The sequence below is a fragment of the Bradyrhizobium frederickii genome, from assembly GCF_004570865.1.
GTDB classification, from domain to species: Bacteria; Pseudomonadota; Alphaproteobacteria; order Rhizobiales; family Xanthobacteraceae; genus Bradyrhizobium; species Bradyrhizobium frederickii.
This window is the reverse complement of record NZ_SPQS01000004.1, coordinates 1-24,897: the sequence shown is the minus strand read 5'-3', so window position 1 is coordinate 24,897 and position 24,897 is coordinate 1. Positions and strand designations below refer to the sequence as shown.

The following is a 24,897-nucleotide window of genomic DNA, read 5'->3' as shown; positions in this document are numbered from 1 at the left end:
TATTGTTTAATCTTATTAACCGGACTACTTTATATCCAGCGCCAAGCGAGCGCCACAAATTAAATACATCTCGTTTGTCAATTTAATCACATTGGCGGGAGGGGCACGGCGGGGAATAGCGGTACGCTTCGTTGTCCCCGGCGCAATGCATCTCCCTCTCAGACTTGATTTTTCGGCGGGCAAGCCTTCGGGGCTGCCAGCGCTAGGAAATTTTGTGCCTTGGCGAGGACCCCGAGCAAGGCGGCACGCCGAGCCTGAAACGATCACCCAGGCGAGGGCGAGCCATGTCAGTTGCTTCCGGCATCCAGGTTGACAACGGGGCCACCATGGCCCTGCCCGCCGAATTCATCGGCCATATTCATACGGTGATCGGTCGCTGTACGCTTACGCGAGCAAGCGGCATCGCCACACAAGCGGTAGCTGGTGCGCCGATCTACAGGGGCGACGTGCTGGAGAGCGATGCCGACGGACAGATCACAATTCGCTTCGTCGACGGCACTTTTTTCAACATCGCCTGCGGCACTCACGTTGAGCTGAGCGAGTTCGTCTTCGACGTCGGCGGCATGCCGCTTGCGGCCCTGTTCGACGTGACCCGAGGGAGCTTCAGTTTCGTACCGGGCCGACTGGCAAAAGGCGGGGCGCTCCAGGTGAATACGCCCATTGCAGGCATTCGCGCCCGGAGCCACGCGGGCGGTTTCGGGATGCTGACGCTGGCAGCATTGACTTTCTCGACCGCGCAAGATGCCGAAGCCGCGGATCCGGATGTCACTTTCCTGGATGACGATTCCATTACCTACAAGGACCTTGCCCACGGCGCATTCGAGCTCGTGACCAAGGAGCGGATCCCGCGACACATCATCGTCGAAGATCCCGGCGAGACGATCGTCCTCAAGAAGGTGGGATCCACCATCAGTGTCAACCAAGTCACGAACACGGCCGCTCGCATGGACGAATTGCGCGCCGCTCAGCAGGACGTGCTCGCCAATCTCACAGACGGGCAAGGTCCACGCGGATCGAGCACACCACCCTTTGTCAAATCCCTGTCGCTGCAGCCAATCAATTTCATTCCATCCGATGCGCCCGCGCCGCAGAACCTGCTGGCCCCAGTGTCACCATTCGTTATTCCCATTCTCGACCCTGTGCCGCCGACGCTCAGCACCGGAGCGGGGCCAACCGAGCTCGATACGGTGGTGTTTGATACATTCACTCCGACGAGCGGAGTTTTCGCCGCCAGCAGCACCAGCAGCGGCGCCAAGCTGACCTTTGGTGTCATTGGGGCGGCCGCAAACGAGACGATCCTCGAAGGAGTGACATACGATCTGTCAAAGCCAGGTCCGTACGGGACGCTCTACGTCAACAGTACGAGCGGCGCCTACACGTTCGTGCCCAACAGCGTCGCGATCAACGCGCTGAAATCGCCCTCGACCGACGGTTTCGTTATCACGGTTTCCGACGGCCTCACCTCCGCGAGCAAGACGTTCACAATCGCCGTCAACGGTGTCAACGACGCTGCAATCATCTCTGGCAATACGACCGGTTCGATCGTCGAGGCCGGCGGCATAGACAATGCCGCGCTCGGCACGCCGATTGCGACCGGCACCCTTTCTGATACCGACGTCGACGATCCGCCCAATACATTCACGGCAGTGAGTTCGCCAACCACGAGCACCGGTGGCTATGGCACCTTCACGATGACAACGTCCGGCGTGTGGACATACACTTTGGACAATGCCGATCTCGCGGTGCAGCGGCTCAACGCCGGCGACACGCTCACCGACAACTTTACGGTGACCACGATCGGCGGCACCGCCCAAGTGGTGACGATCACGATCCACGGAGCCAGTGATGCCGCCATCATCTCCGGCGCGACGACCGGTGCAGTGATCGAGGCTGGCGGTCTCGCCAATGCAAACCCTGGCACGCCCACCGCGACCGGCATCCTCACCGACACCGACGTCGACACGACTGCAAATGCTTTCACGGCAGTCGCCTCGCCAACGGCGAGCACCGCCGGCTATGGCACCTTCACCATGACGGCCGCCGGCGCTTGGACCTACACGCTCGACAATGCCAACGCCGCGGTGCAGGCGCTCAATACCGGCGAGACACTGACCGACACGTTCACAGTCACCACTCTGGACGGAACTGCCCAAGTCGTGACGGTCACCATCCATGGCACCAACGATGCGGCCATCGTTTCAGGAACCACGGCCGGCTCGGTGACTGAGGCGGGCGGCATTGCCAATGCGTCACCCGGCAGCCCGAGCGCAACTGGCACGCTCTCTGCCGCCGACCTCGACAATGCGCCTAACACCTTCACGGCGGTGAGTTCACCCAGGGCAAGCACGAATGGTTATGGCACTTTTACGTTAACCGCCGCCGGCGTGTGGACCTACACGCTCGACAACGCCAATGGCGCGGTGCAGGCGCTCAATGTCGGCGGCACGCTCACCGACAGTTTCACGGTCACGACCCTCGACGGCACGCCGCAGGTGGTGACGATCACCATTCAGGGCAGCAACGACGCGGCCCTCATTCTTGGCTCCACGACCGGCTCAGTGACCGAGGCAGGAACCTTCTCATCTGGCGCTCCGATCGCGACGGGCACGCTCACCGATACAGACGTCGACAACGCGCCGAACACGTTCACCGCAGTCTCTTCGAGAGCAAGTGACGGCGGATACGGTACCTTCACGATGACCGCGGCCGGCGTATGGACTTACACTCTTGATAATAACAACAGCGTGGTTCAGGCGCTCGACGTCGGCGACATGTTGACCGACACATTCACGGTAACTGCCATCGACGGTACGACGCAGACGGTGACCGTCGCCATTGATGGCGCCAGTGACGCTGACCCCAACGATTTTGATAACCTGGCCACCGGATCTGCAGTGATCTCCGATCCACCCAACGTGTATGGAACGCCGGAGAGCGAAACCATTGCCGGCGGCGGCAGTACAGGTCAGATCATCTACGCAGGGGCCAGCAGCGACACCGTCAACGGGACCGGCAAAGCCGACGTTCTCTACGGCGGCTCGGGAAATGACACGATCAAAGGCAATGATGGGGATGACACCATCTACGGCGGCTCGGGCAGCGATACAATCAACGGCAATAACGGCAGCGACACCATAACCGGTGGATTTGGCGCGGATCAACTCACCGGCAGCAATGGGAACGACCGCTTCGCTTATTTGTTCGTAGCCGATTCCAACGCAAGCCAGTTCGACACCATCACCGACTTCGCCTCGGGGGCCGACAAGATCGACTTGACTGCTCTCGGCGCGCTTGGGTTTGTCATATTGGCCTTGAGCTCAACCAGCACGGCCGTGCCGCCACATACGATCGCCTGGCTCTATGACAGCGCGGCGAATGAAACGATCGTGTACGTAAATCCAACCGACCAGACCCTGCACGTTGGCGATTCCGCTCTGCTCGAAATTCATTTGCAGGGGATTGCAACGATCGACGCGTCGGACTTCATCATGGCGCCAGCAGCGGCACCTGTGATGGCGGCTTCCGGCGAACTGCTCGACCTCACCGCAACCGCGCAGAGTGACGCAAGCGCCGTGGCGACGACCGCTTCCGGAGTCTCGTCCGATTTCGGCAGCATCGACGGCACGCTTCTCGCGGTGGAGAGTTCGACGATCCAATCGACCGAGCCGGTCTACAGCCTCGATTCGAGCTGGGACCAGATCGGACGGACCGAATATTCCAGCTTCTCCAGTTCAGACGAAGTGCAAACGCTCGCGATCGAGCCGCTGCGCAGCGACGCGGCACCTCCCTCAGCCGGCGCACTGGCGGTGATCGTGCAGCACATCCTCACACACACGGAGACCAGCTTTATATTCGACAACCTGACCGGGCTCGACGCGGCCTCAATGGCTGGCAAAAGCGGCGCGATTGCCGCGAGCGGCCAGGTGCCCGACATTCCGGTCGCCATGCTGAATTCTGTCCATGACGCTGCCGAACACCACGCCGGGGGCAGGTTTGCTGACGACGGCACGTTGCCACCGGGAAGCGCCGCCAAGGCGGCTCATGCCCATGATCATACCAGCGATGAAGCCGCAGACACGACGCCCAACCCAAGCCTCCTGAAGTCAGCGAGCGGCGGCGCCAACCATTTGCCGTCAAGCGAGGCGGAGCAGCACAACCCGTCCCAGGGAGCGTCCGGCTCCAAGCCCGCCAATCCGCCGCAGCCCGGCGGCTCGTTCCAGTTTACAGATGACGCTTCGCCGGGCTCGCTGCACAGCGCAGTGTTGGAGCATCCCTCGGACTTCGTCGGTCAGCACGGGCAGGCTGAGGGATTCCATGGCTCCGAGCTGGCGTTCATGCCTGAAACGTCGCCATCCGATGCTGACCCACCTCACGGGGCAGGAACGGTTCACGGCCATGTGTTGCACGATCTAATCCTATGACGCTCAAGTCGATTGCGTCTTCAGTGTTGCTTGTCGGCGCCTTCCGGCGCCGAGGAGCTCTGTTCGTCGAGAGACGAGTCTTCATCGTAGCCGTCGTCAACTTCTGGCGGAGCTGAATGCTGATGGCTCAGGGCGGATGTCCACGCGGATGTCATCGCCGCTATGAGCAGCCGGTTGATGGCCTCAATGACGCGCTCTGCTGCGGACGAGTAGTTCATGGCCTTCTCCTGCGCCGCCGATTGCCAATGGCCGAAGCGTAGGACCGCGCCTTGAGCGCCACTGTACGCCAGTTCACACCTGCGCGCGTCAACTCATCGCAGTCTCAGAGGGTGCCCCCTGGTTCGACTGCATCCGCCGCGGGAATTCGATCTGTCGGCTGACGAGTTGCTGGGCGCACGCTCTCACAACCTACGGGACGTTGCGGTCCGCGCGCGACTCTGAATCAGATGTGACCTCGGCGATGCAAGTCGGATTGGTTAGCTTCGGGGGTAATCAATGAACGGAGAAGCCGGTTGCATTGTGTGTAGCAGGGCAAGAACCGTCGTCGCGATCGTTCCGATTGCCAGAGGATATGCCCTGAAAACATTCGAGTGCTCCTGTTGCCATAGCACGCTGCAGCTCGTGACTCGCGTCACGGAGGCGCCGCCGATCAAGCAGCAGGTAGATATTCTTCCTCGGGTGGAGAAGCAGTGGCGCCAGCCTGCTCGGAGGGTGCAACAGGTCTTCGTGAATTAGGCACGCAAGGCGTCCCGCTGGGATTCGGTCGAACGACCACGCCACAACGCGTCCGGCCGCGATAGCACTGTTCGCCTCGCGCCCTCAATTCGGCTTTTGCGTCGGCTTGCCGTCGATCTTGGGCAGTTCCGCCGCCGAGGCCGATTGATCGCCGCCGCCGCCATTGGCGCGGCGCGCCATCTCGACCGTCAGCTTCTCGGCGGCCTCCGACGACATCAGTCCGAGGATGTCCGACATCTTCCGCGGCGCGATCGCCGAGGCGATCTCGATCAGCACGCCCATCTCCAGCCGGTCGAACACCCGTGCGGCGTCCTTCGGCTTCATGCCCTCGTACATGGTGACGAGGCCCTTCATGCGCTGGGCTTCGGCGGCCTTCTGCTCGGCCTGCGTCGCGGAGATGCGGGTTTCCACCGCCTTCATCTCCTCGACCTTGCCTTCGATGCGCTTCTCGGCCGACTTGAGCAGGCTTTCGCGAATGTCGATCTCGCGCTGGCGAGCCTCGATCTCCTGACGGCGCGCCTGCAACCGCTCAAGGATCGCGCGCTCGGAGGCCGAGACCTGCGGCTGGGCTTCGTCGACCTTGACCACGGTGCCTTCCGGCTTGGTCTCGGGCGCGGCCGGCTTGGGCGCCTCCTTCGGCGCGCCATGGGTCGAGCCGGTGATGATCTCCGGTTCCTCGCGGCCGGTCGGGAAGTTCAGATTCTCCTGCGCCCAGGATTTCTTGGTCTGGTTCGGCTTGTAGTCGAACACATAGCCGCCATTGATCGCGAGGCCCGCCACCTTCAGCGTGGCGAGGCCCGCGACGGCAACCAGGACGACCGGGATGACGCGGATGTTACGAAAGGATTTCATACCCTGACTTCATGCGGCAAGACCGTTGGACCGTCGGCGCTCGGAGAAGGCTTCGGCCGCCGCCGCCACCGCCTTCGCGGTCGAGGGCTTGGCGATGGGCGCGGCAACCGCTTCCGGATTGGTGACGGGGCGCGCGGCGATCGCGATCTTGGACAGGCGCCGCACCACGTTGTCGGCTTCGCCGAGCTGCTTGTAGAGCTGGTCCGACATCTGCGTCGCCGCGGCGAGCTGGCTGCCGAGATTTTCGTTGACGTCGCGCACGGCGAGCTTCAGCCCGCCGATCGCGCGCTCGGCGATCTCGGTCGCGGTGATCAGCTCGCCGATCACCGCCTTCAGCGAATGCTCGTCCGCCTTCAGCCGCGTCAGCCTCTTGTTGAGCATGACGCAGTAGACGATCGTCAGCATCAGCAGGATAGCCACCAGCGTCTCGATCGCCATTCCCAGGGAGTGGTTCATGGGGCCTCCATCATCTTGTTCTGCTCGTCCACCTTCTCGAACATCGCAAGTGTCGTACTTGGCTTGCGCAAGGGTTTCGTCACGCGGATCGCGACGCGGTCGCCGACCCGGCCCATCCGGCCCTCGGTCAGCGTGACGTCGCCGCAGCGCACGGTGACGTTGGCGTCGGCGCGCATGTCCAGCGGCAGCGTGTCGCCGACCTTGAGCCGCATCAGCTGCTTGAGCGGGATCTCGGCCTCGTAGAGCACGGCATCGACGGCGATCTCGGCCTGCACGATCTCGGTGGCGAAATGGCCTTCCCAGACCGGGTCGCGGCCGAATTTTTCGCCCATGAACATCTGGAGCAGGACGCCCCGGATCGGCTCGATGGTCGCATAAGGCAGCAGCAGCTCGATGTTGCCGCCGCGGTCTTCCATGTCGATGCGCAGGCGCACCAGGATCGCGGCATTGGCCGGACGGCTGATCGCGGCGAAACGCGGGTTGGTCTCGAGCCGGTCGATCGTGAAGGTCACCGGCGACAGCGGCCGGAACGCCTGCTCGGCGTCGGCCAGCACCACCTCGACCAGCCGCTTGACCAGCTCGGTCTCGATCGTGGTGTAGGGCCGGCCCTCGATGCGGAGCTGGCTGGTGCCGCGGCGGCCGCCGAGCAGCACGTCGATCATCGAATAGATCAGGTTGGAATCGACCGTCGCCATGCCGAAGTTTTCCCACTCCTCGGCCTTGAAGACGGTGAGGACGGCGGGCAGCGGGATCGAGTTCATGTAGTCGCCGAAGCGCACCGAGGTGATGCGGTCGAGCGAGACTTCGACGTTGTCGGAGGTGAAATTGCGCAAGGACGTCGTCATCAACCGCACCAGGCGGTCGAAGACGATTTCGAGCATCGGCAGACGCTCGTAGGAGACCATCGCCGAGTCGATGATGGCGCGAATGCCGGAATGGTCGTCGAGCGTGACGTCGCCGACGGTGAAGCCGAGGAGATTGTCGATCTCCTCCTGCGACAGCACCCGCTCGCCGGAGTTCTTGCCGCTTCCGAGATCGCGGCTGCCGTCCTCGACCATGGCCGCCCATTGCAGGGCCATGGTCTCCGACAGCTCGTTTTCGGCGGCAGCCTTTGCGGCCTCCGCGGGATCCTCGGAATCGAGCGACGCCTCCCATTGGGCGGCAATCGCATCCTGGTCCATTTGCTCGTTGCCGGCCATGGCGCTAGCCCGTTGCCTTCCGCAGCGCCATCACTGGACCACGACTTCCTTGAACAGCACCGCGCTGACCTGGATCGGGGCGACCGCCGCGTTGACGCGCTTGGTCAGCTCCTCCTTGAGGCGGAAGATGCCGGCGGACCCGTTGAGGTCGGTGGGGCGCAGCTCGCGCACATAGGTCTGGAAGATGTCGGTGACGCGCGGCATCGTCGGCTTGATCGCCTCGATCTGCTTCTCTTCCTTCAGCTCCAGCACGATCTTCAGCCGCAGATATTGCACGCGCTCGCCCGGCGCGCCGGCGAGGTTGACCATCATGTCGGGGACGTCGACGAAGGCCGGCGGCTTCGGCGGCGGCGCGACCTCGGCATGACGCTCGTCGTCGCCGTGGCGGAAGAAGAAGAACCAGGTCGCAGCACCGCCGCCGAGGATGGCGAGCAGGCCGACGGCCATGATGATGAGCTTTAGCTTGTTCTTCGGCGGAGCGCCTTCCGCGCCCTCGGTGGCTGCGCCGCCTTCCGCTTCATTCTCTGCCATGGTCGCCGCGCCCGGATCTCTCAAAGGGGTCGAAAGAGCGAAGGCTCAAGACAGTGACGCGATACAAATGCCCCGGCGCAATGCGCTCCTTTTCATGGCAAACGCTACGGTAATAATGGTTAACGGAATCTTTCGATCGGGCTTCCGCTAGGAAAAATCTGCCGGGCAGACATGGCTAACAGAACCTTTCTGCCGCCCTCCCGCGCCGCTCGAAAGTCGCCAACACATTGAAATCGCGAATCTTTCCAGGTTGGCACGGCTTTCGCTGAGTGAGGGCCGAGACCCACCGGTTTGGGAGAACCTGAAGGTCTCGTTCACGGGGTCCGCCAAGGCGCTTGGGAGAGCGAAATGGCAGATCCCCCTCAGGGGAGATTTCCGATGCAGAACGCGCTTCTGATCGGCCTGTCACGGCAGATGACGTTGGAACGGCAGATGGATGTCATCGCCAACAACGTCGCCAATGCCAACACCAACGGCTTCAAGGCCGACCATTCGCTGTTCGAGGAGTTCCTCAACTCGAACGCGCGTGAGGACAATTTCATCGGCGCCGACCGCCGTGTCTCCTATGTGCAGGACCGCGGCACCTTCCGCGATGTCGGCCCGGGGCCGATGGAGATGACCAAGAACCCGCTCGACATGGCGATCAGCGGCGACGCCTATTTCGCCGTGCAGGTCAATGGCGGCGAGCGCTACACCCGCGACGGCAAGTTCTCGCTCAACTCTACCGGCCAGCTCGTCACCTCCGACGGCAACCTCGTGCTCGGCACCGGCGGCCCGATCACCTTCCAGCCGACCGACCACGACATCAACATCGCGCCGGACGGCACCATCACGGTGCTCGAGGGCACCGCCAAGACCGATTCGATCCGCGGCAAGATCCGCATGGTCTCGTTCGACGATCCGGCCAAGCTGACCAAGCTCGGCGCCAATCTCTATGACACCGGCTCCGCGACCCCGCTGCCCGCCACCAAGTCCACCGTGGAGCAGGGCTACATCGAGAAGTCGAACGTGAATTCGGTCGGCGAGATGACCCGCATGGTCGAAGTCATGCGCAGCTACACCGCCATCGCCAACCTGCTCCAGCAGCAGAGCGACCTTCACAAATCGGCGATCGAGAAGCTCGCCGACGTTCCGGCCTGATTGAGGGAGAACTGAGATGCAGGCACTTCACACCGCAGCGACCGGAATGGCGGCACAGGAACTCAACGTTCAGGTGATCTCCAACAACATCGCCAACCTGCGCACCACCGGCTTCAAGAAGCAGACCGCGGCGTTCCAGGATCTGATCTACGAGCACGTGCGCCGAGTCGGCGCGCAAGCCTCGGACCAGGGCACCATCCTGCCCGTCGGCGTCGACATCGGCGGCGGCGTCAAGACCGTCGGCACGCCGCGCAGCATGACGCAGGGCACGCTGTCGCAGACCGGCAACGATCTCGACCTCGCGATCTCCGGCGAAGGCTTCTTCAAGATCCTGATGCCCGACGGCACCTACCAGTACACCCGCGACGGCACTTTCCAGATGGACAATCAGGGCCGCGTCGTCACCGCCCAGGGCAACCCGGTGCAGCCGACCATCACGATCCCGAACAACGCTTCCGGCATCAGTGTGAGCGAGCAGGGCCAGGTCTCGGTGACGCTGCCGGGCTCCTCGACCTCCTCGATCGTCGGCCAGATCGGCGTGACCCGCTTCATCAACAAAGCGGGCCTGCAGCCCGTCGGCAGCAACCAGTTCACCGAGACCCCCTCGTCCGGCCCGCCGCAGGACGGCACCGCGAACGGCGAGGGTTACGGCAAGATCACGCAAGGCAGCCTCGAGCAGGCCAATGTCGACGTCGTCTCGGAGATGAGCGACCTGATCGCCGCCCAGCGCGCCTACGAGATGAACGCCAAGGTGATCAGCGCCGCCGACCAGATGATGCAATCGACCACGGCGCTGTTCCGCTGAGGCAATGACGATGATCCGCGCCACTCTCGCCACCATCTCCGCCCTGCTCGCGCTGGCCTTGCCGGCCGCGGCGGCGGACGATTTCATCGCCGCCCCGGCGCTGCGCGCAAGCGTCACCGTGACCTCGGACGTGGTGCGGGTCGGCGATCTCATCGACAATGCCGGATCGGCCGCGCCGATCCCGGTCTACCGCTCGCCCGATCTCGGAACCACCGGCGCGCTGCCGGTCGCGCAGGTGCTGTCGGTGCTCCGCGCCAAGCAGGTGATCGGCGTGACGACCGGCGACATCAAGGAGGTCCAGGTCACCCGCCTCGCCCGTACGCTCGCGGGCAAGGATCTGGAGAACGCCGTCGCCTCGGCGCTCGAGCGCCGCTTCGGCCTCGGCGATGCCGCCAACATCACCGTCACGTTCGACCGCGGCGTTACCGAAATGCGGTTGGACGCCGCCAACAGCGGCGCGCTGCAGCCGGTCGCAACCCGCTACGATGCCCGCAGCGGCCGCTTCGACGTCGCCTTCGAGATCGCCAACGACAACAATCCGACTCCGACCAAGCTGCGCTTCGCCGGTACCGCGATCGAGACGGTCGAAGTGGCCGTGCTGACGCGCGACATCGACCGTGCCGACACGCTGAAGTCCTCCGACGTCGCGCTGGAGCGCCGGCCGAAGGCCGAGGTCACCGGCGAGCCCGCCTCGCGCGAGCGCAGCGTCGGCATGCAGCTGCGTCGGGCGATGCGGGCAGGCATGCCGCTCCGTGCCGCCGACATCGTCAAGCCCGACTTCGTGGTGCGCGACCAGAGCGTGACCATCATCTACCAGGCGCCCGGCCTCTATCTCACCACGCGCGGCAAGGCGATCGAGAGCGGCGCCGAAGGCGACACCGTCAGCGTGCTCAATCTGCATTCCAAGCGCACGCTGACCGGGGTAGTCACCGGCCGCGGCCAGGTGACGATCCAGGGCGCGAGCCAGTCCGCGCCGATGACCCCCGCGGTCGAGCAGACCTCCTCGCTCCAGCGCGAAACGCCCGCCCCCGCGGCTGCGGCCGCGGCCCTCGCCCGGAGCCTGGTCGAGGCGCCGACTTCGCCGGCCCAGATCGCCCAAGTCCAGGTGAATCAAGCCCAGATCAACCAAGCCCAGCTTCCGCAAGTTCGCCTCTCGCAGGCTCCAGCCAAGTCAGAGTAAATCATGTCCACGTTCAGTCCGGCTTTCCACCTTCGTCGCATCGCGATCTCTGCCCTGCTGCTGGGCTCTTGCGCGCTGGGCGGCTGCTCCTCGATCGACCGCCTGTCGCAGATCGGCGAGCAACCGAAGCTGTCGGCCATCGAGAATCCGACGGCACAGCCCGGCTACAAGCCGGTGCAGATGCCGATGCCGAAGCCGGAAGTCGCCTCCTACAATCCCAACTCGCTGTGGCGCAACGGCAGCCGCGCCTTCTTCAAGGACCAGCGCGCCCGCCAGGTCGGCGACCTCCTGACCGTGACCGTGAACATCACGGACAAGGCCAACATCGAGAACGACACCTCGCGCAGCCGCACCAACAAGGAAGATTCGGGAATCACCGACTTTATCGGTGCGAAGACGATCACCCAGGCCAACAAGATCCTGCCCGGCCGCATCCTCACCGCCGACTCGACCTCGTCCAGCGAGGGCAAGGGCAGCGTCGACCGCAAGGAAGCCCTGCAAACCAACGTCGCCGCCGTGGTCACCCAGGTGCTGCCGAACGGCAACCTGGTCGTCGAAGGCAAGCAGGAGATCCGCGTCAACTTCGAAATTCGCGAGCTGATCGTGGCCGGCATCGTGCGCCCTGAGGACATCCAGAGCGACAACACCATCGACTCCACCAAGATTGCCCAGGCCCGCATCGCCTATGGCGGCCGCGGCCAGATCATGGACGTGCAGCAGCCCCGCTACGGCCAGCAGGTCATGGACGTGCTGCTGCCCTTCTAAGTCTCTCCCGAGCTCCCACATCGTGTTCGCGAACCTAGGCGCGAACGACGATGTACGACGCGGCCTCCGGTAGCTCCCCTGCCGGAGGCCGCATGTATTTTGAGCGGTGTGCCATAGCGGCCGCGAGTCAGGTCGTGTCATTGCAGCGAGATCGCTGCATCCGCGACGGCGCGAACTTCTTCCGCGAGGATGTGACGGCGTGTCGATTGCGATGAAGAACGAAATTGATGTCCGCCGGACCCCGCCTGTCTCGTGCCCCGAACAAGTCGCAGCGCGTCAGCGGTGCGGCGCAGAGCTGGGACCCAGGAGGCCAAGCAACACACTGCTGCATGGGCCCCGGCGCTGCGCTGCGTCCGGGGCACGAGATCGCCAATGCCGGCGAGAGCTCACGTAAACTCCACCTCCACCACGCCCAGCCCGTCCAGCTCCATCCGCACCTTGTCGCCGGCCTTGAGCCACAGCGTCTTGACCAGGCTGCCCGTCAGCACGAGCTGCCCCGCATGAAGACCCTTGCCTTCGGCGGCGAGATGGTTGGCGAGCCAGGCGAGCGCGTTGTGGGGGTGACCGAGCACGTCGGCGCCGGTGCCCTGGCTGACCTCCTCGCCGTTGACGATCGCACGGCCCTTGACCGCTTTCAGATCCGGCACCGACGAGCGGGGCACGGACGGCCCCAGCACGCAGCCGGCCGCGAAGAAATCGTCCGCGATCAGCGTCGGGGCGCCCATCGTCTCCCACTTCACGTAGCGGTCGTCGACGATCTCGATCGCGGGATGATAGGCCTCGACCGCCTCACCGACCCATTCGGCGGTGAACGGCGCCTCGCCGGCGGCGAGGTCGCGCTTAAGCCGCACCGCGATCTCGCATTCGACCCCGACCCGGACATAGTTGGAGGCGGCCAGCTTGGCGCCGCTGTCATGCACGCCCTTCTGGAACACGCCGCCGCCGCAAGGATGCGGGATACCGATATAGTCCTGCATCACCTGGCTGGTGCAGCCGATCTTGTAGCCGACCAGTGGCCCGGCATGCGCCAGCAGCAGATCGTGCAGCGCGCGCTGGACCTGATAGCCCTCGGCCTCATCCATGGGCGGACGCTCCAGCGCCGCGAGCGGCGCGTGGTTGCGGCGCGCCAGCGCGATCGCCTTCGCGGCTTCGAGAATCTTGTCCATCGGCGCCGCCTCCCACGCTACGCATTCAAGGGCGGCACTTCAGCATTCCCGCCCGGGCGTGACAAGCGCCGGTCGGCGCTCGTCCGGGTCGATTACGGGATGCTCCCGCCGCTTAAGGAAATATTGAGTTGGTCCGGTATTTATGGAGCCACGCGCAAGCCCCACGCGCCCGCGCGGACGAGACCCTGATTGCAGCGATGCGTGAAGCCGCTGCGCCGCCGTCTCAGGATGCCGGCCGATCTCCTTGATGCGACTCGCAAAACGTCCCGCACCTGAAGTGAAGGCTGCTTCTCATGCGAATTCACGTGAGCACGGAGGATTCGACTCTAGCCCATTGATCGCGATTCATTTTTCGCGATCCCTGCAATCGGTCTCGCACGACAATCGCGTTGTGGCGCAGGAACGCGCCACAACGCCGAGTGCAACGGCATCGCGTCCGTTAATTGCGTCCAAGCGCGATGCGGATGGCGACCTCGACCGGCGAGTAATCGCCCTCCCTCCGCTCCAGCCGGTATGGCTCGGCGAGATGCAGCGGCGGCTGCGCCAGGAAGCGCGGTCGCGTTCCCCGATGCTTCTGCGCGGCATGAACCAGGAAGGGATGACAGAGATAGACCGTCCCGGCCGCGCCGGTCGCAACCGCAACCGGACAATCGGCTCCCATCCGCTCCAGCATCATGTGCGCCCGACCCGCATCGCCGGCGGGCGCCAGATAACGCGCCATCGGCAGATGCGAACCGACCCGGATCCGCGTCGGCGCATCATCGTCACCGACATCGGAGAACAGGAACAGCAGCAGCAGCGCCCGCCCCCGCGAGGTGACGTTGACGCGCCAGGCCGAGAAATCCTGCGCCTCGTCCGGGCTGCAGCCCTCGCCGGGAAAGCTGAGATCGACGTGCCAGCCATCGTCGCCCGGATCGTCCGGATGGGGAAAGCGCACCGGAAAGCTGCCGATATCGCGTCGCGGCCGCCATCGTCCCTGCCCGACGAGCTGGTCGAACGCGGCATGCAGCACTGCGGTGTTGATGGCATCCCGGAACGGTGGGTCGCTATAGTACGGCAACCGCACCACGGGCCGGGTCCAGCTTGCGGGGTCGTGCTCGCTGCATGGCAGATCGCGCCACATGATGGCACGCGCCGCCTCGGCCAGGTCGGGCGGAAAGGCGTTGTCGATCCGAATGAAGCCGTCACGAATGAATTGGTCGATCTGCGCGTCGTCCAACGCGCGGGGATTGGCCGTCATGATGATCTCTCGATGTCTCGCCCAGCCCGCGTCGTCCGCTCACAGCGGAACCGGCTGGGTCGATCGCTGGGGAATCCGCAAGTCGCGCTCGCGGGACGCAATGCCTCCGCGGCGGAGGCGCCTGCGCTCAACCCAGGAAGAAGACCGATGCGATGTTGGAGGTGCAAATCATCATGGCGGCGCGAATCTACGCGCCGGACAGGCAACATTCAAGCGGCAGGCAAACGCCGGACGCGGTGCGAAACCGCGCACCTTCCGCCACAAAACAAGAGAGCCGCATCTCTGCGGCTCCGTCTCTATTCGTCGCGATAAACCTTCTCGCGTTTCTCGTGGCGCTCCTGCGCTTCCACCGACAGCGTCGCGATGGGCCGGGCCTCGAGCCGCTTCAACGAGATCGGCTCGCCGGTTTCCTCGCAATAGCCGTAGGTGTTGTCCTCGATGCGCTGGAGCGCGGCGTCGATCTTGGCAATCAACTTGCGCTGGCGGTCGCGGGCACGCAGCTCGATGGCACGGTCGGTTTCGGACGATGCCCGATCGGCAAGATCGGGGTGGTTGACGTTCTCCTCCTGCAAAGCTTGCAGCGTCAGCTTGGACTCTTTGAGGATCTCATCCTTCCAGGCGAGGAGCTTCAAACGGAAGTACTCCTTCTGCCGGTCGTTCATGAAAGGCTCTTTTTCGGTCGGTCGGTAGTTTTTCAACTTTTCCAAGGGCGGCCTATCTGTCTAAGCAACGACTCGCAACGGAAACAGGGTCCGTTGAACCGCGCCTTATATAGTGGCCTCATGTGACAGACAATATTTCCCTGAAAGTCTGGCCGGCACCCCCAAGTCCTTGCACAGGAAGGTTTATCCTGGAGGGCTCGGGGGCGGCCGAAGGCCTAGTAGCCGACCGTGAAGCGCTGCCTCGGATGGGCCGGGCGCTCGATCTCGTCCGCAAGCGCAATGGCGTAGTCAGCGAAGGTGATCCAGCTCTTGCCGTTCGCATCTGCGAGAAGCTGATCGGTCCCGAGCCGGAACTTGCCTGTGCGCTCCCCCTCGACGAACAGCGCGGACGGCGAAATGAAGGTCCAGTTCAGCTCCTTCTCCTGCCGCAACAGGTCGAGGAAGGCCGCGCCTGCCTCGGCTTCCGCCTTGTACTGGGCCGGAAAATTGGGAGTCGTGACCAGCTTCACGCCCGGCGCGACCTCGAGGCTGCCGGCGCCGCCGACCACGAGGTAACGGCCAACCTTGGCGTCCTTTGCCGCGCCGATCAGCTTGTGCGCGTCGCTGGCCAGAAAGTGCACGGAACTCACGGCGACGTCGTGGCCGGCCCACAGCCTGGCAAGGCCGGCCTGGTCGAGCACGTCCCCCTTGGTCGGCGTGACATTCGGCAGGGCCGCGATCTTCTCCGGATTCCGGGCGATGGCGGTGACCGCGTGGCCGCGGCGGGACAGTTCCTTGGTGATCTCCGACCCGGCCCGGCCCGAGGCGCCAGCGACTGCGATTTTCATTGGAAGGCTCCTTTGCTACTGTGGTAACTAATGGAGACTAGATATCGTAAAGAACGCTGGTGTTAAGAGAGCACTTTGTGCTTACCTGATTACGCGAGGGTAACCCGGAGGGCGTAACCCAGTCCGCCGACCGACACCCGAACCGCAAGCGACGACCGAACCAACTCCGAGGACCGACGATGAAACCCGACGTCTATGCGGCGAACTGCCCCACCCGCCAAATCCTCGACCGCGTCGGCGACAAATGGGCGGTGCTGATCCTCTTGCTGCTGCGCGAGCAGCCGATGCGCTTCAATCAGCTGCGCCGCACGATCGAAGGCATTTCGCAGAAGATGCTGAGCCAGGTTCTCAAATCGCTCGAACGCGACGGCCTGCTCAGGCGCCATGCCATCGCGACCGTGCCCGTGACGGTCGAGTATTCGATCACGCAGCTCGGGCTGACGCTTGCCGGCGCGGTCGATCCGCTGCGCGATTGGGCCGAGCAAAATCTCAAAGACGTTCTTGCCGCCCAGCGCCGCTACGACGCGCGGCAGAACGAGGAAGCGGCGTAGGGCCACGAAGAAAACGCTATGGGAGTCCGTCATCCTGAGGTGCGAGTGGCGCGATGCAAGAGCATCGCGCCGTGAGCCTCGAAGGATGGACGGAGATGCAGCGGGGCCGTCGCCGCTCGAGGGCCGCTGAAGAAGCGACAACCTCAAGGGTGACGGATAACGTCTACGCCTGCCCGGCCTTCGCCAGCTCGACCTCGACGCGGAGCTCGATCTCGGCCAGCACCGCATCGAGACCGGCATCGCCCGAGGACGATTTCAGGTTCGCTGCGGCATCCCGCAGCCGCATCACGGTCGAGGCGTCGAGATTGCCGGACAAGAGGCCCATCTTGAGATCGTCGAGCACGTCGAGCGCAGTCCTGCCGCGCGCGACCGAGCGCTTGCGGCGCTCGATCGGATCCTCCGCGACACCTTGCAGGGCCAGCAGCCCATCGATGTTGGCGGCGGCCTTCGGTGCGGCAGCGCTCCGGGTCTCCTGCGCCGACGAGGTGTCGGGCAGCACGAAGGTGCCGGAGCCGGTCCGCCTGGCCTGGCTGGCCGGCGTTCCAAGCGTGGTGCCGTTCGGTCCGTAGATGCGCATCGGAGGGAATCCGGGTGATCGATGCCGTCACCTTCGCCGTCTTATGGTTAACGGGGCGTAAACAGCCCGGCAAAATCTGCCGACGGGCGGCAGTTTCGCTCCTCAGGGACAACGCCGGCTGACACCGGTTGAAACAGATTTATTCAACCTATTCAGCCACCTAACCCTGCTGCACCGGCTTGGCACAGCCCTCGCAAGGACAGCGTCGGACCAGCTCGTCATGGGAGTGTCGTGCAGGTCTTTCCGATTTGAGGGGCCTCGGGGAGCAGAGGATGCCAGGCGTTCGTTGGGTGAGGATTGTCGGGGTGGCCTGCGCGGCGCTGTCGGCGCTGGCGATGTCGGTCGCGCCGGCGGCTGCGACCTCGCGCATCAAGGATCTCGCCAACATCGAAGGCGTGCGGCAGAACCAGCTGATCGGCTATGGCCTCGTCGTCGGCCTCAACGGCACCGGCGACACGCTCAACAACATCCCCTTCACCAAGCAATCGCTGCAGGCGATGCTCGAGCGCATGGGCGTCAACATTCGCGGCGCCACCATCCGCACCGGCAACGTCGCCGCCGTGATGGTGACAGGCAATCTGCCGGCCTTTGCCACCCAGGGCACGCGCATGGACGTCACCGTCTCCGCGCTCGGCGATGCCAAGAACCTGCAGGGCGGCACCCTGCTCGTCACCCCCCTGCTCGGCGCCGACGGCAATGTCTACGCGGTGGCGCAGGGCTCGCTCGCGATCTCCGGCTTCCAGGCCGAGGGCGAGGCGGCCAAGATCGTGCGCGGCGTTCCGACCGTGGGACGCATCGCCAACGGCGCCATCATCGAGCGCGAGATCGAGTTCGCGCTCAATCGCCTGCCGAACGTGCGCCTGGCGCTGCGCAACGCCGACTTCACCACCGCCAAACGCATCGCAGCCGCCGTCAACGACTATCTCGGCGTCAAGACCGCCGAGCCGATCGATCCCTCGACAGTGCAGCTCTCGATCCCGCCGGAGTTCAAAGGCAACGTCGTTGCATTCCTCACCGAGATCGAGCAGCTGCAGGTCGACCCCGATCTGGCCGCCAAGATCGTCATCGACGAGCGCAGCGGCATCATCGTGATGGGCCGCGACGTTCGCGTCGCCACCGTCGCGGTGGCGCAGGGCAACCTCACCGTCACCATCTCCGAGAGTCCGCAGGTGAGCCAGCCCAACCCGCTCTCGCGCGGCCGCACCGTGGTCGCACCGCGCAGCGCCGTCACCGTCACCGAGGACGGCAAGAAGCTGGCCGTCGTCAAGGACGGCGTCTCGCTCCAGCAACTGGTCGACGGCCTCAACGGCCTCGGCATCGGTCCGCGCGACATGATCAGCATCCTCCAGGCGATCAAGGCCGCCGGCGCGATCGAAGCCGACATCGAGGTGATGTGATGCAGACCAGCACGATCAACACGCCGCGCCTCGCCAACTCCTCGGCCTTTTCGGTCGAGAGCCGCAACGGCCGGCCCGATTTCGACCTCGCCAGCGCCCTGCAGAAGGTCTCGCCGAAACAGCAGGCCAGGGCGCAGAAGACCGCCACCGATTTCGAGGCGATGTTCCTCAACAGCATGTTCTCGCAGATGACCTCGGGCCTGAAGGGCGAAGGCCCGTTCGGCGACACGCCCGGCACCGGCGTGTGGCGCTCGATGCTGACCGAGCAATATTCCAAGAACTTCGCCAACGCCGGCGGCGTCGGCGTCGCCAGCGAGGTCTATCGCACCCTCATCATGCAGCAGGCGAAAACGATCCGCACGGCATAAGGTCAAACGAGATGAACCACTTCAACGCCTCACGTCAGCCGATGCAGACCCAACGCCCGAACATTGCGCCGGGCAGCGCCGAGGCGCGCAAGCTCGCCGAAGACCTGATGGACGCGATGAGCGCCCTGCTCGGACTGATCGAGCGCGAGACCGAGCTCGTTCGCGCCGGCAAGGTCCGCGAGGCGATGACGCTCGAGAGCAAGAAGCAGGAGCTGTCGCGAAACTATGTCGGTGCCGTCAGCCAGTTGAAGGCGAACCAGGCGCAGCTCGCGAAATCCGCCCCGGAGCTGCTCTCGACGCTGCACCGCCACCACGATGCATTCCGCGCCATGCTTCAGGTCAATCTCACCGTGCTCGCGACCGCGCACGCTGTTTCCGAAAGCGTCGTGCGCGGCGTCAATGCCGAGATCCAGAAGCGCAACGTGCCGAACACCTATACGGCCGCCGGGCGGCGTGCAGCTCCGGGCCCGCGCCACATCACCCCGCTCGCGGTCAGCCGCTCGCTCTGAGCGCGCACGAAAACAACCGACAATTTTACGAAAAACCGCGCGGCGATTTCGTCGCGCGGTTAGGCACGTTTGTTGACCGGGTCTTCAGTCCTGACGTTCCATGGTTGCGTTACGAGAGGGGTTGGGATTTGACTCAATCAAGGCAACCAGGAGGCTGCCATGAGTACAGATTTCAGCATCAGGCCGGTGGGGATCCCGGCCCCCGTGCAGATCGTAGCGACGTCCAGCGTGGCGGCGAACGAGGCTGTGCAAACCGATCTTCCGGTGAGCCAGACGGTCGCCGCGGCGGATACGAGCGCCCCCGTGCGCAATGATCTGTCGAACCACGAGAACATCTCGCGCCAGGTCGTGTTCGACCAGGCGGCCGCATCCTTCGTCTTCCAGGTCGTCAACGACAGGACCGACGCGGTGGTCAACCAGTTCCCCGACGAAGCGATGTTGCGCCGGCGGGCCTATTTCCATGCATTGGATATGAAGTCCGAGCCCTCGCGTCCGCTCAGCACGGACGTCAGCGCCTGACGATCGCGTGTCGAGATCGCGGGATCGGTGACGAAGTTCTGCTCCGCGTCTGACCGGCACCGGTCAGCGTGAAATTCGTATTGCCGAAGCACAACTGCGCGTCTTGATCGTCACCCGCCCCGATAGTGGGCGCAAGAATGCCCGCGATGTCGGCCATCACGAGCTCCCGTCACGGCCGCCCGGACAGACCCGCAGCGATATTGCGGTTGATCTCGATCAGCGGACGGAAGTGATCGAATTGCGGGCTCATCTGGAGCGCGGCGGTCTGGCTCAGCACGAACACGCTGATGTTGGCGATCTTCTGCCTGACGTCGATCGGCTGCGGGTTGTTATCGCGCATCGCCTCGCTCAGGAAGATGGTCCAGAGTTTGCGGTTGAACATCAGGGCCTGCATAGTCTGCTCGCTGAGCGGATCGGCGTTGTTCACGGCGTCCTGGAGCTTGTTCGCGGCCTTGAGCAGAGTCTGCGCCTCGATGTCGCGAGGAGATGCGGTGGTCGTTGCAACACGCGCATAAGCCGAGGCAGCGGAATTCGACATCAATCACACCCTGGAGGTTACCTAGCGCGTTGTAAGCGCTTAAGGATTTCTTTCCCAACCCTAGGCAGCACCGCTTAAGATTTGCTTACGTGCGTGCTTGGAAGCACTCCGGATAATTACGGGTCGCGGAGCTCTTCGTCAGCGCAACTAGATCCACGCACGCACGATGTAAACTCGCTTCGCGTGATGCGCGCCGATCTCAGCTAATCCTGTCTTAGCGATCTCCCTCAAAAGAACGGCGGAGCCTTAGCCCCGCCGCGAAATCTCGAGTAGCGAGCTTGCGCGCTCGAATTAGCGAAGCAGCTGCAGCACGCTCTGCTGCGACTGGTTGGCCAGCGACAGCGCGGAGACCGCGATCGACTGGCGGGTCGACAGCGCCTGGCTGTTGGCCGCCTCCTCGTTGGTGTCGGCGAGCGTCAGGTTTGACGAGCCGGTCTGCAGCACGTTGATCAGGTTCTTGGAGAAGTCCTGGCGCACCTGCACGATCGAGAGATTCGAACCGAGCGACGAGCCCTCCGAGCGCAGCGTGCTCGAGGCGGCGTTGAGGCTGGCCAGCACCCTGTTGGTGGCGCCGTTGTCTATGAAGTCGACGCCGTTGACGAGGTTGCTGAGGCCGAGGCCGGCCGCATTGAACACCACGCCGTTGATGCTGAGCGTCGAGCTGCCGGTCTCGTTGAAGACAAGCTTCAGCGTGTCGCCGTTGAGCAGGTTGACGCCGTTGAAGGAGGAGTCCTGCGAGGTGGTGTCGATCTGGGCCAGGATGTTGTTGAACTGGTTGACCAGGTTGGAGCGTGCGGTCTGCGCGACGGGATCCTGGACTGGCGGCTGCGCGGTGGTGAAGGCAAGCACACCGGTGATGGTGCCGCCGACCGTGCCGCCCGCGGTGGTCGACCCCAGCGTCGAGGAGGCGTATTCGTTGACGGTGGTGACCGTGAGCACGCCGTTGGCGTCGATCGTCGCGGTCAGGTGGTTGGCCTGAAGCTGCGCGTTGAGCTGGTCGAGCGTCTTGACCGTGCCGTTGGTGCCGTCGCCGAAGGTGACGTTCACGGGCGTACCGCCATTGAACGAGGTGAAGGTCAGCGTCTTGCCGCTGATGCCGCCGGCGCCCGCGGCGCGCGCCGCGGTGAAGGCGGTCGCCGTTCCCGTGTTGCCGCTGAGTCCGAACGCGCTGAGGGCGTTGCCGGTGCCGGTGATCGAGAGGTCGGCGTTGACGCCGGTCGAGAGCGACAGCTGGCCGCTGGAATTCACCGACGAGGGAATCTGGCCCGACGTGGTCGAGAGGGTCGCCGCGCCGTTGAAGATGCTGGCGGTCTTCACGCCGGTGGCAAGGTCGATCGAGTTGAGCAGGTCGGTCAACGTCGCGCTCTGGAGATAGACCGTCGAGTTGCCGTTGCCGTCGGTGACGATATTGCCGCTGACGCCACCGGAGGTCACGCTGGCCGCCGACTGGGGAGTCTGGGCGTTCTTGAAGGTGATGGTGTGACCGTCGATGTTCAGCGTCGAGCCGTCTTGAACGAGAGTGCCGAGCGAGCCGGCGGTCGTCGAACGGTTCGCGGTCACGTTGGCGTTGCCCGCGCCGGTCGCGGATGTCAGACCGAGCTTGTTGAGGAAATCGGCCTTGCCCGTCACGCTGAGGTTAGCACCGGTCGAGCTCTTCAAGGTCACGGCGCCGGCCGTGATGGAGGATGCCACCTGAAGCGTACCGACGGGACCGGCCGCGCCGCTCACCGCGATGGTCGCCGCGCCTGCGCTGATGGTCGCGGTCTTGACGGCGCTGGCGAGATCGATCGCCGTGAGAACGTCGTTGATCGTCGCCCCTGGCGCAGCCGCCGTTCCCTCATAGACGATCGAATTGCCATTGCCGTCGGTGGCGATATGGCCGCTGGCGTCCAGACCCCAGCCGGTCGGCTGCGTGGCCGGCGCGACGCCGGTGCGGAAGGTAATGGTCTTGCCGTTCACCGTGATGGTGTCGCCGTCCGCGGGCGGCGTGCTGAACGTGGTGGAGGCCGTGGTGCCGAGCAGCGTCGCAGTGCCGGACAGCGCGGTCGTGCCGTCGGCGGCGAGCGCTGCCGTGCCGGTAAAGGTGCCGGCGCTCGAGCCCAGCGAGGCGCCGAGAGCGGCGGTTCCCGTCACCGGGGTCACGCCACCGGCGGCGCCGGTATAGAGCACGTTGCTCTTGGCGGTCGCGCTCGCATAGGAGGTCGTGCCGCGCAGGTCGGCCGGCGTCGCGCCGGGAATGGTGGTGGAGACGTTCGACTTGGTGGAGTAGCCGACCGTGGTCTGCAGCGCCTGGTTGGCGATCGATTTCGCGCTGTCGATCAGCTTCTGCAGCGAGGTGATGCCGGTGTTGGCGGCCTGCAGCACCTGGACGCCGTTGTTGATGCCGTCGAGCAGGTTGCTGATGTCGCTCGCCCGGTTGTCCAGCCCCTGCGCGGTGAAGAAGTTGGTGGGATTGTCGAGCGCCGTGTTGACCTTCTTGCCGGTCGACAGCCGCTCCTGCGTCGTGGCCAGCAAGTCAGCCGTCGACTGCAGCGACAACAGGTTCTGGCGAACGGACGCCGAGAGAACGATGTTGGACATTGGCGAGTCTTCCTCTTGAACCGGATACGAATCGGCCGCTCGGGTCTGCAAAGCGGGCTTTCGTCCAGTTTTAGGAGGTGTCCTTTAAAGTATGGTTAACGCCGGCTTAAGCGATAGGGTTAATGCCGGATGAACACCCCCGCCCGCCTCCGGACGCAGAAAAGAGCGGCGGGGCAAAGGGCCCCGCCGCTCGACTTTATTCAGTAATTTCAGTCGCTTGTTAGCGGAGCAGCTGGAGCACGCTCTGCTGCGACTGGTTGGCCAGGGACAGCGCGGAGACCGCGATGGACTGGCGGGTCGACAGCGCCTGGCTGTTGGCCGCCTCGACGTTGGTGTCGGCCAGGGTCAGGTTGGACGAGCCGGTCTGCAGCACGTTGATCAGGTTCTTGTTGAAGTCCTGACGGATCTGCACCACCGAGAGGTTCGAGCCGAGGCTGGAGGCCTCCGAGCGCAGCGTGCTCGAGGCGGCGTTGAGGTTGGTCAGCACCCTGTTGGCGGCGGCGTTGTCGATGAAGTCGACGCCGACGGTCAGCGAGGCGAGGCCCAGACCCTTGGAGTTGTAGGTGACGCCGGTGATGTTCAGGCTCGACTTGCCGGTCTCGTCGAACACCAGCTTGAGCTGATCGCCGTTCAGGAGGTTGACGCCGTTGAACGAGGAGTCCTGCGAGGTCGTGTCGATCTGGTTCAGGATGTTGTTGAACTGCGACACCAGATTGGCACGCGCGGTCTGGGCGACGCCATCCTGGACGGGGGTGGAAGCCGTCGAGAAGGTCAGCGCCGAAGTGAGCGTGCCGCCGATCGCACCGCCCGCCGCCGTCGATCCGAGCGTCGAGGACGCGTAGTCGTTGGACGCGGTGATGGTCAGCAGGCCGTTGGCGTCGATCGTTGCAGACAGGTTGTTGGCCTGAAGCTTGGTGTTGAGCTGATCGAGCGTCTTGACCGTGCCGTTGGTGCCGTCGCCGAAGGTGACATTGACCGCCGTGCCGCCGTTGAAGGAGGTGAAGGTCAAGGTCTTGCCGGCGATGCCGCCGATGCCGGAGGTGCGGGCCGCGGTGAAGGCGGTCGCGTTGCCGGTGTTGCCGGCGAGACCGAACACGTTCAGCGCGTTGCCGGTGCCGGTGATCGACAGATCGGCGTTGACACCGGTCGAGAGCTTGAGCTGACCGGACGTATTGATCGTCGAGTTCGACTGGCCGGTGGCCGTCGCAAGCGTCGCGGTGCCGTTGGCGTTGATCGTGGCGGTCTGCACGCCGGTGGCAAGGTCGATCGCCTTCAGCACGTCGTTGACCGTGCCGGCCTGCAGATAGACCGTCGAGTTGCCGTTGCCGTCGGTGAGGACGTTGCCGCTGGCACCATACCCGCTCGGAACGCTCGGAGCACCGGTCGAACCCGGGATCGGCGCGTTCTTGAAGGTGATGACGTGACCGTCGACGTTCAGCGTCGAACCGTCCGCAATCGTCGCACCGAGCGAGGCCGCGCTTGTGGTCCGGTTGACATTGACGGTGGCGTTGCCGGCACCGGTTGACGTCGTCAGGCCGAGCGACTTGAGCAGGTCGGCCTTGCCGGTGACGCTCAGATCCGCACCCGTCGAGCTCTTCAACGTGACGGCACCGCCGCCAACGCTCGAAGCAGTCTGGTTGAAGCTGGTCGCGATCGTCGCAGCACCGGCGCTGATCGATACCGTCTTGACGCCGCTGGCCAGATCGACCGCGGTCAACAGATCGCTGACAGTCGCAGCCGGGGTGCCCGCCGTGCCGAGATAGACGGTGGTGTTGCCGTTGCCGTCGGTGACGAGGTTGCCGCTGACGCCCGAACCGGCCGCAACCGCGGACGAGGCCGGAGCCGAGCCGCTGCGGAAGGTGATGGTCTTGCCGTTCAC

General features: G+C 64.4%; 24 protein-coding genes. 10 read left to right on the top strand and 14 right to left on the bottom strand.

Annotated features, from left to right (window positions below; all coding sequences use genetic code 11):
* Positions 1–284 precede the first annotated feature (284 nt).
* A complete protein-coding gene (locus E4K64_RS07875; protein WP_235884578.1) occupies positions 285–4,421 on the top strand; it encodes a VCBS domain-containing protein in 4,137 nt (1,378 codons plus the stop codon).
* A gap of 20 nt (positions 4,422–4,441) precedes the next feature.
* Here the strand turns inward: E4K64_RS07875 and E4K64_RS07870 are convergent, their stop codons facing one another.
* From E4K64_RS07870 to fliL, 5 genes are all read right to left on the bottom strand, one after another.
* Entirely contained in the window at positions 4,442–4,639 is a 198-nt protein-coding gene (locus E4K64_RS07870) for a hypothetical protein (protein ID WP_135163017.1), read from the bottom strand.
* Between the two features lie 601 nt (positions 4,640–5,240).
* Entirely contained in the window at positions 5,241–6,008 is a 768-nt protein-coding gene (locus E4K64_RS07860) for a MotE family protein (protein WP_135163016.1), read from the bottom strand.
* Between the two features lie 9 nt (positions 6,009–6,017).
* Complete coding sequence (locus E4K64_RS07855) at positions 6,018–6,464, bottom strand: DUF6468 domain-containing protein (RefSeq protein WP_126260773.1); 447 nt, start codon at positions 6,462–6,464, stop codon at positions 6,018–6,020.
* Complete coding sequence (fliM, locus tag E4K64_RS07850) at positions 6,461–7,663, bottom strand: flagellar motor switch protein FliM (RefSeq protein WP_135163015.1); 1,203 nt, start codon at positions 7,661–7,663, stop codon at positions 6,461–6,463. The genes E4K64_RS07855 and fliM overlap by 4 nt, the downstream gene beginning before the upstream one ends.
* A gap of 30 nt (positions 7,664–7,693) precedes the next feature.
* Positions 7,694–8,194, bottom strand: coding sequence for a flagellar basal body-associated protein FliL (fliL, locus tag E4K64_RS07845; RefSeq protein ID WP_135163014.1), 501 nt, complete (start codon positions 8,192–8,194; stop codon positions 7,694–7,696).
* 378 nt (positions 8,195–8,572) lie between these two features.
* Between fliL and flgF the strand changes: the two genes are divergently transcribed.
* The 4 genes from flgF to flgH are packed head-to-tail and all read left to right on the top strand — an operon-like array spanning position 8,573 to position 12,084.
* Positions 8,573–9,334, top strand: coding sequence for a flagellar basal-body rod protein FlgF (flgF, locus tag E4K64_RS07840; RefSeq protein WP_135163013.1), 762 nt, complete (start codon positions 8,573–8,575; stop codon positions 9,332–9,334).
* A 16-nt stretch (positions 9,335–9,350) separates the two neighbouring features.
* The gene (gene flgG, locus E4K64_RS07835) at positions 9,351–10,139 is read left to right on the top strand and encodes a flagellar basal-body rod protein FlgG (RefSeq protein WP_126260769.1); all 789 of its coding nucleotides are present in this window, start codon (positions 9,351–9,353) and stop codon (positions 10,137–10,139) included.
* Between the two features lie 10 nt (positions 10,140–10,149).
* Positions 10,150–11,319, top strand: coding sequence for a flagellar basal body P-ring formation chaperone FlgA (gene flgA / locus E4K64_RS07830; protein WP_167771874.1), 1,170 nt, complete (start codon positions 10,150–10,152; stop codon positions 11,317–11,319).
* Between the two features lie 3 nt (positions 11,320–11,322).
* On the top strand, positions 11,323–12,084 hold the full coding sequence (gene flgH, locus E4K64_RS07825) for a flagellar basal body L-ring protein FlgH (protein ID WP_135163011.1): 762 nt from the start codon (positions 11,323–11,325) through the stop codon (positions 12,082–12,084).
* A 386-nt stretch (positions 12,085–12,470) separates the two neighbouring features.
* Here the strand turns inward: flgH and E4K64_RS07820 are convergent, their stop codons facing one another.
* The 4 genes from E4K64_RS07820 to E4K64_RS07805 form a co-directional block, all read right to left on the bottom strand.
* On the bottom strand, positions 12,471–13,250 hold the full coding sequence (locus E4K64_RS07820) for a 2-keto-4-pentenoate hydratase (protein ID WP_135163010.1): 780 nt from the start codon (positions 13,248–13,250) through the stop codon (positions 12,471–12,473).
* Between the two features lie 439 nt (positions 13,251–13,689).
* On the bottom strand, positions 13,690–14,490 hold the full coding sequence (locus E4K64_RS07815) for a phytanoyl-CoA dioxygenase family protein (protein WP_135163009.1): 801 nt from the start codon (positions 14,488–14,490) through the stop codon (positions 13,690–13,692).
* A gap of 296 nt (positions 14,491–14,786) precedes the next feature.
* The gene (gene dksA, locus E4K64_RS07810; RefSeq protein WP_085966600.1) at positions 14,787–15,152 is read right to left on the bottom strand and encodes an RNA polymerase-binding protein DksA; all 366 of its coding nucleotides are present in this window, start codon (positions 15,150–15,152) and stop codon (positions 14,787–14,789) included.
* Positions 15,153–15,367: 215 nt separating this feature from the next.
* The gene (locus E4K64_RS07805) at positions 15,368–15,979 is read right to left on the bottom strand and encodes an NAD(P)-dependent oxidoreductase (protein WP_135163008.1); all 612 of its coding nucleotides are present in this window, start codon (positions 15,977–15,979) and stop codon (positions 15,368–15,370) included.
* A gap of 179 nt (positions 15,980–16,158) precedes the next feature.
* Between E4K64_RS07805 and E4K64_RS07800 the strand changes: the two genes are divergently transcribed.
* The gene (locus E4K64_RS07800; protein WP_126260763.1) at positions 16,159–16,530 is read left to right on the top strand and encodes a winged helix-turn-helix transcriptional regulator; all 372 of its coding nucleotides are present in this window, start codon (positions 16,159–16,161) and stop codon (positions 16,528–16,530) included.
* A gap of 163 nt (positions 16,531–16,693) precedes the next feature.
* On the opposite strand, the gene E4K64_RS07795 is transcribed toward E4K64_RS07800, so the two are convergent.
* The gene (locus E4K64_RS07795) at positions 16,694–17,107 is read right to left on the bottom strand and encodes a flagellar assembly protein FliX (RefSeq protein ID WP_135163007.1); all 414 of its coding nucleotides are present in this window, start codon (positions 17,105–17,107) and stop codon (positions 16,694–16,696) included.
* Between the two features lie 272 nt (positions 17,108–17,379).
* On the opposite strand from E4K64_RS07795, the gene E4K64_RS07790 reads away from it, so the two are divergent.
* The 4 genes from E4K64_RS07790 to E4K64_RS07775 all read left to right on the top strand — a co-directional run bounded on the left by E4K64_RS07790 (position 17,380) and on the right by E4K64_RS07775 (position 19,900).
* Positions 17,380–18,504 carry a flagellar basal body P-ring protein FlgI gene (locus E4K64_RS07790; protein ID WP_135163006.1) on the top strand — a complete coding sequence of 375 codons (1,125 nt, stop codon included), beginning with the start codon at positions 17,380–17,382 and terminating at the stop codon, positions 18,502–18,504.
* Positions 18,504–18,872 (top strand): flagellar assembly peptidoglycan hydrolase FlgJ, encoded by a 369-nt coding sequence (gene flgJ / locus E4K64_RS07785; protein ID WP_167771873.1) that lies wholly within the window; start codon positions 18,504–18,506, stop codon positions 18,870–18,872. The genes E4K64_RS07790 and flgJ overlap by 1 nt, the downstream gene beginning before the upstream one ends.
* 11 nt (positions 18,873–18,883) lie before the next feature.
* Positions 18,884–19,381 carry a hypothetical protein gene (locus tag E4K64_RS07780; protein WP_135163004.1) on the top strand — a complete coding sequence of 166 codons (498 nt, stop codon included), beginning with the start codon at positions 18,884–18,886 and terminating at the stop codon, positions 19,379–19,381.
* 159 nt (positions 19,382–19,540) lie between these two features.
* Entirely contained in the window at positions 19,541–19,900 is a 360-nt protein-coding gene (locus E4K64_RS07775) for a hypothetical protein (protein WP_135163003.1), read from the top strand.
* Here E4K64_RS07775 and E4K64_RS40195 read toward each other — a convergent pair.
* The 4 genes from E4K64_RS40195 to E4K64_RS07760 all read right to left on the bottom strand — a co-directional run.
* Positions 19,890–20,057, bottom strand: coding sequence for a hypothetical protein (locus tag E4K64_RS40195; RefSeq protein WP_167771872.1), 168 nt, complete (start codon positions 20,055–20,057; stop codon positions 19,890–19,892). The genes E4K64_RS07775 and E4K64_RS40195 overlap by 11 nt on opposite strands.
* A gap of 12 nt (positions 20,058–20,069) precedes the next feature.
* Positions 20,070–20,438 (bottom strand): flagellar biosynthesis regulator FlaF, encoded by a 369-nt coding sequence (flaF, locus tag E4K64_RS07770; protein WP_008554779.1) that lies wholly within the window; start codon positions 20,436–20,438, stop codon positions 20,070–20,072.
* A gap of 291 nt (positions 20,439–20,729) precedes the next feature.
* Positions 20,730–23,018: a DUF1522 domain-containing protein gene (locus tag E4K64_RS07765; RefSeq protein WP_135163002.1), complete on the bottom strand. Its 2,289-nt coding sequence runs from the start codon at positions 23,016–23,018 to the stop codon at positions 20,730–20,732.
* Positions 23,019–23,238: 220 nt separating this feature from the next.
* A partial coding sequence (locus E4K64_RS07760; RefSeq protein ID WP_135163001.1) for a DUF1522 domain-containing protein occupies positions 23,239–24,897 on the bottom strand: 1,659 nt, incomplete at its 5' end.